We start from the raw sequence: 12,941 nt of genomic DNA on the forward strand, positions 1-12,941 counted from the left end.
AGGAGCCACATGGATTACCTGGCCAATCTCGGCGACACCTTCTTCAACTGGACAGTCATCGGCGAGGTCCTGCCCTCGCTCTTCACTGTGGGCCTGCCGAACACGCTCGTGCTGGCCCTCTCGTCGGGGATCATCGGCACAGTTCTCGGGATGCTGCTCGCCCTGATGGGCATCGCCCGCAATCCGGTGGCGCGGTGGATCGCCCGGGTGTACACGGACGTGTTCCGTGGACTCCCGGCGATCCTCACCATCCTTGCGATCGGCCTCGGGTTCGGCCCGATCGTCCGCGAGCTCACGGGCATCACGAGCCCGTATCCCATGGGCGTCGCGGCGCTGTCGCTCATCTCCGCCGCCTACATCGGCGAGATCTTCCGCTCGGGCATCCAGAGCGTCGAGAAGGGCCAGCTCGAGGCGGCCCGGGCGCTCGGCTTCGCGTACGGGCCGTCGATGCGCCTCATCGTCGTCCCGCAGGGCGTGCGCCGGGTGCTGCCTGCCCTCGTGAACCAGTTCATCGCGCTCATCAAGGACTCCTCGCTCGTGTTCACCCTCGGGCTGCTCTCCTCCGAGCGCGAGCTGTTCCAGATCGGCCAGGACGAGGCGGCCCGCACGGGCAACCTCTCCGGCTACGTCGCGGCCGGAATCTTCTACCTCGTCATGACGATCCCCCTCACGCACCTCGTGAACTGGATCGATGCCCGCCTGCGCACGGGCCGGGCGAAGAGCCGCGCCGAGCGCGCCGAGCCGGACGAGGCCGCCGCCGTCGTCGGGAAGGGAGCCCAGGCATGAGCACGTTCTCCTCAGGATCGCTCGAGGCGAAGGGCATCCACCTCGCCTTCGGCAGCAACCGGGTGCTCCGCGGCATCGACCTCGACGTCCCGGCCGGGACCACGGCGTCGGTCATCGGCCCCTCCGGATCCGGCAAGTCGACCCTCCTGCGGGTCATGAACCGGCTCATTGAGCCGGACGCCGGGGACATCCTCCTCGACGGCCGCTCCGTCCTGAAGGACAACCCGGACGAGCTCCGCCGCCGCATCGGCATGGTCTTCCAGCAGTTCAATCTCTTCCCGCACAAGAGCGTGGGCGAGAACGTGGCCTTCGCCCTGCGGAAGCTCCGCGGGCTGCCGAAGGACCAGGCCCGCGAGGAGGCGCTGACGCAGCTCGACCTCGTCGGGCTCAGGCACAAGGCCGATGTCCGGCCGGGGACGCTCTCGGGCGGCCAGCAGCAGCGCGTCGCGATCGCCCGCGCGCTCGCGATGAAGCCCGAGGTCATGTTCTTCGACGAGGCGACCTCGGCCCTCGACCCGGAGCTCGTCAAGGGCATCCTCGCCCTCATGGCCGACCTCGCCCAAGGCGGGATGACCATGGTCGTGGTGACCCACGAGATGGGCTTCTCGCGCAACGTCTCGGACACCGTGATGTTCATGGACGGCGGCGTCGCGGTCGAGTCCGGCGCACCGGAGAAGATCTTCGACGATCCGCAGACCGACCGGCTCAAGCGCTTCCTCAGCGACGTCCTCTGACGGCTGGGTACAGCAGCACCGCGCACGACGGCGGGGTCCCCACTCGGGTGGGGACCCCGCCGTCGCGCGTGGTGGCGGCAGCCTGCCAGCCGCGGCGGGCCTAGAGCGGCAGGCCGCCGGCGCCCTTGAGGTCGCGCATCACGATGGTCGAGGTGAGCTTCGCGACCCCCGGCAGCGCGGCCAGATGCTCGTCGTAGAGTCGCTGGTACGCCGGGAGGTCCTCGGCGACGCACCGGAGGAGGAAGTCGGGGTCCCCGAAGAGGCGGTAGCCCTCGATGATCTGCGGTTCGGCGACCACGGCATCCTCGAACGCCCGGATCGCTTCCCGCGAGGTCTCCCGCAGCGTCACGAACACCATGGCGCCGAATCCGAGCCCGACCTTGGCCGGATCCACCTCCGCGCGGTACCCGCGGATCACGCCGGACTGCTCGAGGTCCTTGAGGCGGCGATGGCACGGAGCGACCGTGAGGCCTACCTCGGCGGCGAGCGCCGTGGCGGTCATGCGCCCGTCTCGCTGGAGCGTGCGCAAAATACTTCTGTCGAGTGCGTCGATCACCGTAAGAATCTATCCCGAAAGGCCCCTCGGAGGCCACGAAGCGGTGAGCACTTCGCGCAGGGATCTCCGTAGTCTTGCGCCATGGACTTGAGCCCCCTCCTCGGCTTCGCCGGCATCTCCCTCACGCTGGCCCTCACGCCCGGCGCCGACTGGGCCTACACGATCGCGGCCGGCCTCCGCGCGCGCTCGGCGGTGCCCTCGATCGCCGGGCTCTGCGCGGGCTACGTGGTGCACACGGCCCTCGTCGCGACCGGCCTCGGCGTGCTGCTCGCCGCACGGCCCGACCTGGTCGCCTGGCTCTCCGCGGCGGGTGCCGTCTACCTCCTGTGGCTCGGCGCAGCCACCGCGCGCGGATGGCGCCGTGCCGGCTTCACCGCGGCCGCCGGGACGGTCCTGCCCTCCGGGGAGAGCCTCGAGGGGGCCGTGCAGCCGGGCCGGCCCGCACTCGACTTCCTCAAGGGGCTGGGGACGAGCGGGATCAACCCCAAGGCCCTGCTGCTGTTCGCGGCGATCATGCCCCAGTTCATCCGGACGGATTCGGCCCTGCCGGTGGTCGCGCAGACCACGGCGATGGGGCTGACCCACCTCGCGTTCACGGTGGTGGTCTACAGCCTCGTCGCCGTGGCGGCGCGGCGCCTCCTCGCGGCCAAGCCGCGCCGTGCCCAGGCCGTCACCCTCGTCAGCGGGGTGCTCATGCTCGGCATCGGCGGCGTCCTGCTGGCGGAGCAGGCTATGGCACTCGTGGGCCCGGCGCTCGCCTAGCGCCCCGCGCTCGCCTAGCGCCCGGCGCGTGGCTACGCGCCGGGCAGGGCGGCCGCCGCTGCCTTGGCGGCGGCCGGGAGGGCGTCGTAGATGCGGTTCATCGCGGCGTCGTCGTGGGCGGCGGAGAGGAACCACGCCTCGAAGACGCTCGGGGGCAGGTACACCCCGGAGTCCAGCATCGAGTGGAAGAACGGCCCGTAGCGGAACGCCTCCTGCGTCTGGGCGTCGGCGTAGTTGCGCACGCCCCGCTCGGACGTCCCGAAGGCGACCGAGAACAGGCTGCCCGCCCGCTGGATCGAGTGGTCCACGCCCTCGGCGGACAGGGCCGAGGTGAGGGCCGCGGACAGCTCGGCCGAACGGGCGTCGACGTGGGCGTAGACGGCGTCGGTGGCCAGGGAGAGCGTCGCCACGCCGGCGGCCATGGCCACCGGGTTCCCGGACAGGGTCCCTGCCTGGTAGACGGGACCGAGCGGTGCGAGGTACTCCATGATCTCGGCGCGGCCGCCGAGGGCCGCGACCGGCATGCCGCCGCCGATCACCTTGCCGAACGTGAAGAGGTCCGGCGCCCAGCCCTCGCGCTGCCCCGTGAGGCCCCAGTAGCCGGCGGGCCCGACGCGGAACCCGGTGAGCACCTCGTCCACGATGAGCAGGGCGCCGTGCTCGGCAGTGATGCGGCGCAGGCCCTCGTTGAAGCCCTCCCCGGGCGTGACGACGCCCATGTTGGCCGGGGCGGACTCGGTGATGACGGCGGCGATCCGGGGCCCGTGCTCGGCGAACGCGGCCTCCACGGCGGCGAGGTCGTTGTACGGCAGGACGAGCGTCTCGGCAGCGGTCGCGGCGGTGACGCCGGCGGAGCCGGGAAGGGCGAGCGTGGCCAGGCCCGACCCGGCGGCGGCGAGCAGCGAGTCGACGTGGCCGTGGTAGCAGCCGGCGAACTTCACGATGAGGTCCCGGTGCGTGAAGCCGCGGGCGAGGCGGATGGCGGTCATCGTCGCCTCGGTGCCGGTCGAGACCATGCGCAGGCGCTCGACCGCCGGGACGCGCCCGATCACGAGCTCGGCGAGCGCGGCCTCGTCCGGCGTCGAGGCGCCGAAGGACAGGCCGCGGTCGACGGCGGCGTGCACCGCCGCGAGGACCTCGGGCACGGCGTGGCCGAGGAGCGCGGGACCCCATGAGCACACGAGGTCCACGTAGTCGCGCCCCTCGGCGTCGTGCACGTACGCGCCCTGGGCGGAGACGAGGAACCGGGGCGTGCCGCCCACGGAGCCGAACGCGCGCACGGGCGAGTTCACCCCTCCGGGCATGAGCGAGCGGGCACGGGCGAAGAGGTCCTCGGAGGTGGTCATGCCCCTATTCTTCCATCCGCGGACCCCGTCCCGCCCGACGCCGGCCGCCCGCCGGAGTGGGGTGCGGCACCTAGGCGAGCATGTCGGCCACGAGGGGGGCCACCTTGGTGCCGTAGAGCTCGATGCTCTTCATCATGGCGGCGTGCGGGAGGGTGCCGTTGGAGTACTTGAGGTCGAAGCGCTCGGTGCCGAGGGCGCGGTGGGTGTCGGCGATCTTGCGGGCCACCGTCTCGGGAGAGCCGACGTAGAGCGCGCCGGGGCGGGAGGCCTGGGCATTGAACTCGGTGCGGCTCCCGGGGCCCCAGCCGCGCTCCTCACCCAGCCGGTTGCGCATCGCGAGCCAGTGGGGGAAGAGCTCCTCGCGGGCCTGCTCGTCGGTGTCCGCGATGTGGCCCGGCGAATGGGTGGCGAGCATCGTGTACGGCTTGCCGAACTTCTCGAGGGATCGCTTGTAGAGCTCCACGTACGGGGCGAACCGTGCCGGCTCGCCGCCGATGATCGCGAAGCTCACGGGGTAGCCGTAGTGCGCGGCGCGCACCACGGACTGCGGGGTGCCGCCCACCCCGATCCACACGGGCAGGAGGCCCTCCTCGACGTGCGGGTAGGCCGTGAGCCCGTTGATGGGCCCGCGGTGGCGGCCCTCCCACCGGACGGGCTTCTGCGAGCGGACCCGGTCGAAGAGCTCGAGCTTCTCCTCGAAGAGCGTCTCGTAGTCCTCGAGGTCGAACCCGAAAAGCGGGAAGGACTCGATGAAGGAGCCGCGGCCGAGGATCGCCTCGGCGCGGCCTGAGGAGACGGCGTCGAGTGTGGCGAAGCGCTGGAAGACACGGACGGGGTCGTCGGAGGAGAGCACCGTGACGGCGGAGCCGAGGCGCACGTTCTCGGTCTTCGCCGCGATCGCGGAGAGGACCACCTCGGGCGCGGAGACTGCGAAGTCCTTGCGGTGGTGCTCGCCGACGTCGAAGGAGTGCAGGCCGACCTGGTCGGCGAGGACTCCCTCCTCGACGACCTCCCGGATCACCTGGGCCTCGGACTTCGGGGCGCCGTCGGGCCCGAGGCCCACGTCGCCGAAGGTGTTCAGGCCGAGGAGGACAGGAGGCTTCTCACTGGTTCCATGCATATGCATTCAAACTCCGCGGGTGCCCCGTCCATTCCCGGCTCAGGAGTCCTTGAGCCAGCCGGCGATCTCGGGGGCCCAGTAGGTGAGGACCATGTTCGCGCCGGCGCGGCGGATGCCGAGGACGGACTCGAGGATCGAGGAGCGCCGGTCGATCCACCCGTTGGCGGCGGCCGCCTCGATCATGGAGTACTCCCCCGAGATCTGGTACGCGGCCACGGGCACGGGGCTCATGGCCGCGACATCGGCCAGGATGTCGAGGTAGCTCATGGCGGGCTTGACCATGAGCATGTCGGCGCCCTCCTCGAGGTCCAGTTCGACCTCGAGGAGCGCCTCGCGGCGGTTCGCGGCGTCCATCTGGTAGGTGCGGCGGTCGCCCTTGAGCTGGGAGTCCACAGCCTCGCGGAAGGGTCCGTAGAACGGGGAGGCGTACTTGGCGGCGTAGGCGAGGATCGCCACGTCCTGCCGGCCGGCGGCGTCGAGCGCCTGCCGGATCACGCCGACCTGGCCGTCCATCATGCCGGAGGGGCCGAGGACGTGGGCTCCGGCCTCGGCCTGGGCCACGGCCATGCGGCCGTAGATCTCGAGCGTCGCGTCGTTGTCCACCCGGCCCTCGGAGTCGAGGACGCCGCAGTGGCCGTGGTCGGTGAACTCGTCGAGGCAGACGTCGCTCATCACCACGAGCGAGTCGCCCACCTCCTCGCGGACGGCGCGGATCCCGGCGTTGAGCACGCCGTCGGGGTCGAGGGACGCGGAGCCCTCGGCGTCGCGCTCCTCGGGCACGCCGAAGAGCATGATGCCGCCGAGGCCGAGCTCGGCCGCCTCGGCGGCGGCGCGCCGCAGCGAGTCCATGGTGTGCTGGACGACGCCGGGCATCGCCTGGATCGGCGACGGTTCGGAGAGCCCCTCGCGGACGAAGGCGGGGAGGATGAGCTCGGCGGGGTGCAGGCGCGTCTCCGCGACGAGCCGGCGCAGGGCCGGGGTCTGGCGCAGTCGGCGCGGGCGGTGGGTCGGGAAGCCCATGGTGTCTCCTTCGTGGGTCAGCGGTACAGCGAGCGCGCCACCGCCTCCGCGATCCCCTCCGGGGTGGGGGTCGCGGCGGTTGCGCCGACGGCGAGGCCGAGGGCGCGCAGTTCTGCGGCGGTCGGCTCGCCGATCGCGATGAGCTGGACCGCATCGAGCGGGCGCAGCGTCTCGTGGATCCTCCTGGCGGCGCTCGGCGAGGCGGCGACGACGGCGTCGATCCGGCCCGCGGCGAGCTCGCCGTTGGCTTCGTGGGGGGTGAGGACGACGCCGGGCGCCTCCTCGGCGGGCCCGTCGCCTTCGCTGGCGGCCGCCGCCAGCACCGCGGTGAGGCGCCGGGCCGGGTCGGCGGGATAGTCGACGGTCCGGTAGGCGATGACGGTCTCCACCGGCCAGCCCCGCGCGGCGACGCCCTCGGCGAGCGTGGGCGCGGCGAGGTTGCTCTGCGGAATGAGGACCCGCCCGGCGCCTGCGCCGTCGCCGTGCGGTGGCCAGAGCTCCACGAGCCCTTCGGCGGACTGCTTCCCGGTGGGAGCGAGGTCCACGCGGAGCCCCTCGGCCTCGAGGACGCGGCGGGAGCTGGGCCCGATGGTCGCGACCCGCACCGCGCCCGGGACGAGCTGCGCGAGCGTGGTGCCGCGGAGGGCCGCGGCCTCCTTGAGCGCCCGCACCGTGGTGATGCTCGAGATGGCGAGCCAGCCGTACTCCCCCGCCCCGAGCCGGTCGAGGGCCGAGGCGAGGGCCGCTGGATCGTCGGCGCGCTCGAAGTCGATGACGGGGAGCAGGAGCGGCTCGGCGCCGGCCCGGGCCAGCGCGCGCGCCATGGCCCCGGCCCGGTCGGGGCTGCGGGTCAGCAGCACCCGCCGGCCGGCGAGCGCCGGGCCGGCCGCTCCCTCCGGCGCCATCAGGCGCCCAGGTCCGCGAACTCCGCGGCGCCCTGCTCGAGCAGCTGTTCCGCGAGCTCGACTCCGAGCAGCGTCGCCCCGACCTCGGTGAGTCCGTCCGTGGCGCGGGCCAGCCGCAGGGACTTGGTGCCGTCCACCGCGCAGACGATCGCCTCGAGGTGCAGCATGCTGCCCTTGCGGCGCGCGAACGCCCCGACCGGGGCCGCGCAGCCGGCCTCGAGGCGGGCCAGGAGCGCGCGTTCCGCGGTCACGGCGAGGCGGGTGTCGGCGTCGTCGATCGCGGCGAGCGCCTGGGCGAGCACCCCTTGGGCGGTCGCGGCGCCCCCGTGGGCGGGTCTCTCGGGAGCATCCGTGGTCCGGCACTCGACCGCGAGGGCGCCCTGGCCGGGCGCGGGGAGCATGGTGTCGGGCTCGAAGTACTCCGTCACCACCTCCGTGCGGCCGAGCCGTGCGAGGCCGGCCGCGGCGAGGACGACCGCGTCGAGGTCGCCCGGCGCATCGGGCGCATTCCCGGGGAGGCCCGGGACGCGGCCGAGGCGCGTGTCCACGTTGCCGCGGATGTCGAGGACCTCGAGGTCCGGGCGCAGCGCGCGCAGCTGGGCGGCGCGCCGCGGCGACCCGGTGCCGACCTTCGACCCGGCCGGGAGCCGGTCGAGGGTGAGGCCGTCGCGCGCGCACAGCACGTCGCGTACGTCGGCGCGGACGGGGATCGCTGCGACGGAGAGCCCGGGCTCGCCCGTGGTCGGCAGGTCCTTGAGCGAGTGGATGGCCACGTCGCAGCGGTCACCCAGGAGCGCCTCGCGCAGGGCCGTCACGAACACTCCCGTCCCGCCGAGCGAGGCGAGCGAGCCGGTCTTGACGTCGCCCTCGGTGCGGATGCGCACGAGCTCGGTGGAGAAGCCGCCCACCGCAGCGAGCAGGTCCGCGGTCTGCTGCGACTGGGTCAGGGCCAGCGCGCTCCCGCGGGTTCCGATGCGGACTGGCATGTCAGATTCCCGCGCCCTCTTCGGCGATGACCGGCTTGTCCGCGCGGAAGTTCGCGCAGCAGCCGGGCCGGCAGACGTCGTACCAGGGGCCGAGGTCGCTCACGTGCGGACGGTCGGCCACGGTTCCCTGGGCCATCCGCTCGCGGAGGAGTTCCACGAGCCCGGCCACGAAGTCCCGGTGCACGCCCGGGGTCGGGACGCGGACGGCCTCGATGCCGAGCTCGGTGCAGGTCTCGAGGGCCTCGGTGTCGAGGTCCCAGGCCACCTCCATGTGGTCGCTCACGAACCCGAGGGGGACGATCACGATGCCCTTGACCCCGGCCGCGCCGTCCTCGCCGCCGGCGATCGCGTTGATGTGGTCGTTGATGTCCGGCTCGAGCCACGGGATGTGCGGCGCTCCCGAGCGGGACTGGTAGACGAGGTCCCACTTCACGTCCGCGGCACCGACGGCGGCCATGACCGCCCGGGCGTTGGCGAGGTGCTGGGCCACGTACGCCGAGCCCCCCTCGAACGTGCGCGGCTCGCCCCCGGACCGGCCGGCCGCCTCGGCGTCGCGGGTCGGAATGGAATGCGTGGAGAACAGGACGCGGATCTCGCCGTCGCGCGAGCCGTCGGGGGCGCCGAGGGCCTCGCGCACCTGCTGGAGCCCGGCCGCGGTGCCCTCGACGAACGGGGCCACGAAGCCGGGGTGGTCGAAGTACTGGCGGATCTTGTCGACCCGGAGGCGGCCGGCGAGGCCGGTCTCGGTCAGCGCCACGCCGATGTCCTCGCGGTACTGCCGGCAGCTCGAGTAGCACGAGTAGACGCTCGTGGTGAGCATGAGGACCTTGCGGTGCCCGGCGTCGTAGATCTCCTGGAGCGTCTGCGGAATGTACGGGTCCCAGTTGCGGTTGCCCCAGTACACCGGCACGCCGATCCCCTGGGCGGCCAGCTCAGCCTCGAGCGCGGCCTTGAGCTCGCGGTTCTGGGCGTTGATCGGGCTGATGCCGCCGAAGGCGCGGTAGTGGTGGCTGACCTCCTCGAGGCGCTCGTCAGGGATCCCGCGCCCGCGCGTGACGTTGCGCAGGAACGGGATGACGTCGTCCTGGCCCTCGGGGCCGCCGAAGGAGGCCAGCAGGATGGCGTCGTACTCGGCCGGGGCGGCGCGGCCGGCCTCGGTGACGGGGTTGACAGCGGTGCTGGCAACGAGCGGTGCGGCGGCGCCGTCGACCGCGATCTCGAGCGTCGCGGCGGGCTCGGTGCTCACGCGAGCACCTCCGCGATCTCGGCCGCGGAAATGCGGCGGCCCGTGTAGAACGGGACCTCTTCGCGGACGTGGTTGCGGGCGTCGGTGTAGCGCAGGTGGCGCATCATGTCGACGAGGTCCACGAGCTCGGGGGCCTCGAGGGCGAGCAGCCACTCCCAGTCGCCGAGCGCGAAGGCGGAGACGGTGTTGGACAGGACCTGCGGGAAGTCGCGGCCGAGCATGCCGTGGTCGCGGAGCATGCGGGCGCGCTCGTCGGCGGGGAGCAGGTACCACTCGTAGGAGCGGACGAACGGGTACACGGTCAGCCACGTGCTCGGCTCGACCCCGCGGGAGAACGCGGGGGTGTGCCCCTTGGCGAACTCGGCCTCGCGGTGCACGCCCATCGCGGACCATGCGATCTCTGTGCCGTCGAAGAGCTCGCTGCGGCGGATGTCGCGGACGCCCTGCTGGAGCGCCTCGGGCTGGGGGCCGTGGAGCCACACCATGATGTCGGCGTCGGCGCGCATCGCGGACACGTCGTAGGTGCCGCGGACGGTCACGCCGGCGGACGCGAGGCGCGCCACGAGCGACTCGAACTCGGTCACGGCGCTTCCGGCGGGCGCGGCAGCGCCCGGGACGCGGCGGAACACGGTCCAGAGGGTGAAGAACTGCTGCACTGCAGCGTCACCCTCGCCGGCGGCTTTGGTGACAGATTCGACGGATGTGTGGCTCATGGTGACCAGTGTGCTCCTTCGGGCGGACCAAATCGAATTCAGATGTTCTACAGGGTGTAGAAGTGATGAACGTCACGCGGACGGGCGTTGTTCCGGATCAGGGGATCCCACGGCGGCCGCGATCGCGGTGGCCTGGGCCCGCGCGTCGGGGACGACCGCGGCGAGGCCGTTCCCCGCGGCCCATCCGCCCACCACCGCGAGCCCGGGCTGGGCGGCGACGAGGCTCCGGATGGCCGCCACCCGGTCCCGGTGGCCGACCGTGGCGAACGGGAGCGCACCCTCCCACCGCACCACGTCCCAGCCGAGGACGTCGTCCGGGGAGATCGCTACGCCCAGGAGCGCCGATGCGTCCTGCACGGCCGCGGCGAACAGCTCGTCGTCGGTCTCGGGATCGGCCCCCGCCTCGGCGATCTGCGCCGGCGGGTCCCCGGCGCGGCCGTAGGAGAGGCGCACCACGTGCGTCCCCTCCCCCGCCCGCGCCGACAGCCAGTCCCACTTGGCGGTCGCGTGGGTCAGGGCCTTGGCTCCGATGCCCGGCACCTGCGGCGCCACGAGCACCCCGGTGCCGCGCGGCCGAGCGTCGAGCGCCGGGCAGTCGAGGACGAGCGTCACGAGCTTGACCTCGGGCCCGGGCACCGGCTCGTGCCCCGCGAGCGCCGGGACGGCGTCGGAGAGGAGCTCGACGGCGGCGGGGCCACCGAGCGCGACCACCACGACGTCCGCCTCGTAGAGCTGCTCGGGACGTGCGGGGACGTCCTCCGGGCCCTCGGACGCCGGGGCGACAGCGCCCACGCGCCACCGCGGCGCGCCGTCGTCGCCCGCGGAGCGCTCCAGCCGGTCCACGCGCTGGCCGAGGACGAGGCGCACGCCGTCGGCCTCGAGCCTCTGCACCAGTGCCTGGACCACCCGGTGGAGGCCTCCGCTGACCCCCGCGACCGCGGAGCCGGCCTTCTGCCCGCGCGATGCCCCGCGCTGGGCCGCGACGGCCGCGGCGAGGGAACCCTTCTCGGCCATGAGTCGGCGGAGGCCCGGGGCGACCATGTCGGCGTCGAGCATCGCCGGATCCGCGGAGTGGACGCCGCCCACGACGGGGGCCACGAGCCGGTCGAGGACGCGACGGCCCATTCTGGCCCGCACGAGGTCGGCCACGCTCACCTGCCGGGCCTGCCCGCCTACAGGCAGCCAGCGGTCCAGCGAGGCACGCACGGACCCCGGAAGCCCCAGCGCCCGGCGGACCTCCGGGTCCCAGGGGTTCGCGGGGATGCCGAGGACCCCGGTCTTGGGCAGTTCGCTCGGACCGTCCGGCAGCAGGACCCATGCGCCGGCAGGGTGCGGCGGCACGATGTCGTCGCCGAGCCCGATCTCCTGGACGAGGGTGCGGACCGCATCGGTGCGCGTGGCGAAGGACTCCGCCCCGCTGTCCAGCGTCAGGCCGGCCACCTCGTGCGCCCCGATGCAGCCTCCCCAGCGGCCGCTCGCCTCGAGCACGGTCACCTCGAGCCCCGCGCGCCGCAGCTCGAGCGCGGCCACGAGGCCGGAGATGCCGCCCCCGGCCACGAGGGCCCGGGCCCAGGGTGTGGTGCTGCCGCCGGGACCGCCGCTGCCGGACATCAGTAGGTGATCGAGTGGACGAGCTCGACCACGCGGGTCAGGACGTCGGGGTCCGTCTCCGGGGGGACGCCGTGGCCGAGGTTGACCACGTGGCCGGGGGCCGAGGCCCCTCCCTTCACGACCTCGCGCACGTGTGCCTCGAGGGTGTTCCAGGGCGCGGCCAGCAGCGCGGGGTCGATGTTGCCCTGGAGCACCACGCGGCCGCCGAGCCGGCGGTTGGCCTCGTGCAGCGGCAGCCGGTAGTCGACGCCGACCACGTCGACGCCCACCTCGTACATCGCGCCCAGCAGCTCGGACGTGCCGGTGCCGAAGTGGACCAGGGGCGCACCGAGGTCGCGCACCTGGTCGAGCGCCTGGGAGGAGTACGGCGCGACGAAGCGGCGGTAGTCCTCGAGTCCGAGCGAGCCCGCCCAGGAGTCGAACAGCTGCCCCGCCGAGGCGCCGGCCTCGATCTGGGCCCGCAGGAAGCGTCCGGAAGCGTCCGCGGTCCACGCCATGAGCGCGGCCCACGTTCCCGGATCGCCGTGCATCATGGTGCGGGGCCCGAGGTGGTCCCGCGACGGGCGCCCCTCGACCATGTAGGCCGCGACGGTGAACGGTGCACCCGCGAAGCCGATGAGCGGCGTGGTCCCGAGCTCGTCCACGGTGAGGCGGACGGCCTCGCGGATCGGCTCGAGCGCCGCGTCGGTGAGCCGCGGGAGGGCGGCGACGTCCGCCTCGGTGCGGACGGGGTGTGCCAGGACGGGGCCCACACCGGGGACGATGTCCACGTCCACGCCGGCGAGCTTGAGCGGGATGACGATGTCCGAGAAGAAGATCCCGGCGTCGACGTCGTGCCGGCGCACGGGCTGGAGCGTGATCTCGGCAGCGAGCTCGGGCCGCAGGCAGGACTCGAGCATGCCCACGCCCTCGCGGGCCTTGCGGTACTCGGGCAGCGAGCGGCCGGCCTGGCGCATGAACCAGACGGGCTTCCGGCTCGGCCGGCCCCCGCGGTATGCCGTGATGAGCGGCGACTGCGCCGTCCGTCCGTCCTTGAGCGGGTGGTCTGGGCTGAGTGTCATGGGCCGATTCTCTCAAACGCCTCCAAGCCCCTTGGCGACACGCTGTCACAGGAGTGTGCTGCAGGCTACGTTTTCTACATCCGAGCGAAAAGCTA

Annotated in this window: 13 protein-coding genes; 3 read left to right on the plus strand and 10 right to left on the minus strand. The window is 73.2% G+C overall.

What is annotated here, in order from left to right:
- Positions 1–9 precede the first annotated feature (9 nt).
- Positions 10–786 carry an amino acid ABC transporter permease gene (locus J2W20_RS01640; RefSeq protein ID WP_307003992.1) on the plus strand — a complete coding sequence of 259 codons (777 nt, stop codon included), beginning with the start codon at positions 10–12 and terminating at the stop codon, positions 784–786.
- Positions 783–1,520 carry an amino acid ABC transporter ATP-binding protein gene (locus tag J2W20_RS01645; protein WP_307003994.1) on the plus strand — a complete coding sequence of 246 codons (738 nt, stop codon included), beginning with the start codon at positions 783–785 and terminating at the stop codon, positions 1,518–1,520. The genes J2W20_RS01640 and J2W20_RS01645 overlap by 4 nt, the downstream gene beginning before the upstream one ends.
- 100 nt (positions 1,521–1,620) lie before the next feature.
- Here the strand turns inward: J2W20_RS01645 and J2W20_RS01650 are convergent, their stop codons facing one another.
- Positions 1,621–2,076, minus strand: a complete 456-nt coding sequence (locus J2W20_RS01650) for an Lrp/AsnC family transcriptional regulator (protein WP_307003995.1) — start codon at positions 2,074–2,076, stop codon at positions 1,621–1,623.
- A gap of 81 nt (positions 2,077–2,157) precedes the next feature.
- On the opposite strand from J2W20_RS01650, the gene J2W20_RS01655 reads away from it, so the two are divergent.
- Positions 2,158–2,838: a LysE family translocator gene (locus J2W20_RS01655; RefSeq protein WP_307003997.1), complete on the plus strand. Its 681-nt coding sequence runs from the start codon at positions 2,158–2,160 to the stop codon at positions 2,836–2,838.
- Between the two features lie 32 nt (positions 2,839–2,870).
- Here J2W20_RS01655 and hemL read toward each other — a convergent pair whose 3' ends face one another.
- The 9 genes from hemL to hemE all read right to left on the minus strand — a co-directional run bounded on the left by hemL (position 2,871) and on the right by hemE (position 12,846).
- Entirely contained in the window at positions 2,871–4,184 is a 1,314-nt protein-coding gene (gene hemL / locus J2W20_RS01660) for a glutamate-1-semialdehyde 2,1-aminomutase (RefSeq protein WP_307003999.1), read from the minus strand.
- A gap of 70 nt (positions 4,185–4,254) precedes the next feature.
- Positions 4,255–5,304 (minus strand): LLM class flavin-dependent oxidoreductase, encoded by a 1,050-nt coding sequence (locus J2W20_RS01665; RefSeq protein WP_307004001.1) that lies wholly within the window; start codon positions 5,302–5,304, stop codon positions 4,255–4,257.
- A 39-nt stretch (positions 5,305–5,343) separates the two neighbouring features.
- On the minus strand, positions 5,344–6,324 hold the full coding sequence (gene hemB / locus J2W20_RS01670) for a porphobilinogen synthase (protein ID WP_307004003.1): 981 nt from the start codon (positions 6,322–6,324) through the stop codon (positions 5,344–5,346).
- A gap of 17 nt (positions 6,325–6,341) precedes the next feature.
- Complete coding sequence (locus J2W20_RS01675; RefSeq protein ID WP_307004004.1) at positions 6,342–7,229, minus strand: uroporphyrinogen-III synthase; 888 nt, start codon at positions 7,227–7,229, stop codon at positions 6,342–6,344.
- Positions 7,229–8,215: a hydroxymethylbilane synthase gene (gene hemC / locus J2W20_RS01680; protein WP_307004007.1), complete on the minus strand. Its 987-nt coding sequence runs from the start codon at positions 8,213–8,215 to the stop codon at positions 7,229–7,231. The genes J2W20_RS01675 and hemC overlap by 1 nt, the downstream gene beginning before the upstream one ends.
- A gap of 1 nt (position 8,216) precedes the next feature.
- Positions 8,217–9,431, minus strand: a complete 1,215-nt coding sequence (locus J2W20_RS01685; RefSeq protein ID WP_307004701.1) for a ferrochelatase — start codon at positions 9,429–9,431, stop codon at positions 8,217–8,219.
- A 26-nt stretch (positions 9,432–9,457) separates the two neighbouring features.
- Positions 9,458–10,174: a hydrogen peroxide-dependent heme synthase gene (gene hemQ / locus J2W20_RS01690; RefSeq protein WP_307004009.1), complete on the minus strand. Its 717-nt coding sequence runs from the start codon at positions 10,172–10,174 to the stop codon at positions 9,458–9,460.
- Positions 10,175–10,246: 72 nt separating this feature from the next.
- Positions 10,247–11,785 (minus strand): protoporphyrinogen oxidase, encoded by a 1,539-nt coding sequence (gene hemG, locus J2W20_RS01695; protein WP_307004010.1) that lies wholly within the window; start codon positions 11,783–11,785, stop codon positions 10,247–10,249.
- Positions 11,785–12,846 carry a uroporphyrinogen decarboxylase gene (gene hemE / locus J2W20_RS01700; protein WP_307004012.1) on the minus strand — a complete coding sequence of 354 codons (1,062 nt, stop codon included), beginning with the start codon at positions 12,844–12,846 and terminating at the stop codon, positions 11,785–11,787. Before hemE ends, hemG begins: the two co-directional genes overlap by 1 nt.
- Positions 12,847–12,941: the final 95 nt, after the last annotated feature.

Source organism: Sinomonas atrocyanea, from assembly GCF_030812675.1.
GTDB lineage: Bacteria > Actinomycetota > Actinomycetes > Actinomycetales > Micrococcaceae > Sinomonas > Sinomonas atrocyanea_B.

What these genes read in the sequence shown, in the direction of transcription:
- J2W20_RS01640 (WP_307003992.1), top strand. Translation starts at nt 10, where the DNA reads ATGGATTACCTGGCCAATCTCGGCGACACCTTCTTCAACTGGACAGTC.
- J2W20_RS01645 (WP_307003994.1), top strand. Translation starts at nt 783, where the DNA reads ATGAGCACGTTCTCCTCAGGATCGCTCGAGGCGAAGGGCATCCACCTC.
- J2W20_RS01655 (WP_307003997.1), top strand. Translation starts at nt 2,158, where the DNA reads ATGGACTTGAGCCCCCTCCTCGGCTTCGCCGGCATCTCCCTCACGCTG.
- hemL (WP_307003999.1), bottom strand. Translation starts at nt 4,184, where the DNA reads ATGACCACCTCCGAGGACCTCTTCGCCCGTGCCCGCTCGCTCATGCCC.
- J2W20_RS01665 (WP_307004001.1), bottom strand. Translation starts at nt 5,304, where the DNA reads ATGCATGGAACCAGTGAGAAGCCTCCTGTCCTCCTCGGCCTGAACACC.
- hemB (WP_307004003.1), bottom strand. Translation starts at nt 6,324, where the DNA reads ATGGGCTTCCCGACCCACCGCCCGCGCCGACTGCGCCAGACCCCGGCC.
- J2W20_RS01675 (WP_307004004.1), bottom strand. Translation starts at nt 7,229, where the DNA reads ATGGCGCCGGAGGGAGCGGCCGGCCCGGCGCTCGCCGGCCGGCGGGTG.
- hemC (WP_307004007.1), bottom strand. Translation starts at nt 8,215, where the DNA reads ATGCCAGTCCGCATCGGAACCCGCGGGAGCGCGCTGGCCCTGACCCAG.
- hemQ (WP_307004009.1), bottom strand. Translation starts at nt 10,174, where the DNA reads ATGAGCCACACATCCGTCGAATCTGTCACCAAAGCCGCCGGCGAGGGT.
- hemG (WP_307004010.1), bottom strand. Translation starts at nt 11,785, where the DNA reads ATGTCCGGCAGCGGCGGTCCCGGCGGCAGCACCACACCCTGGGCCCGG.
- hemE (WP_307004012.1), bottom strand. Translation starts at nt 12,846, where the DNA reads ATGACACTCAGCCCAGACCACCCGCTCAAGGACGGACGGACGGCGCAG.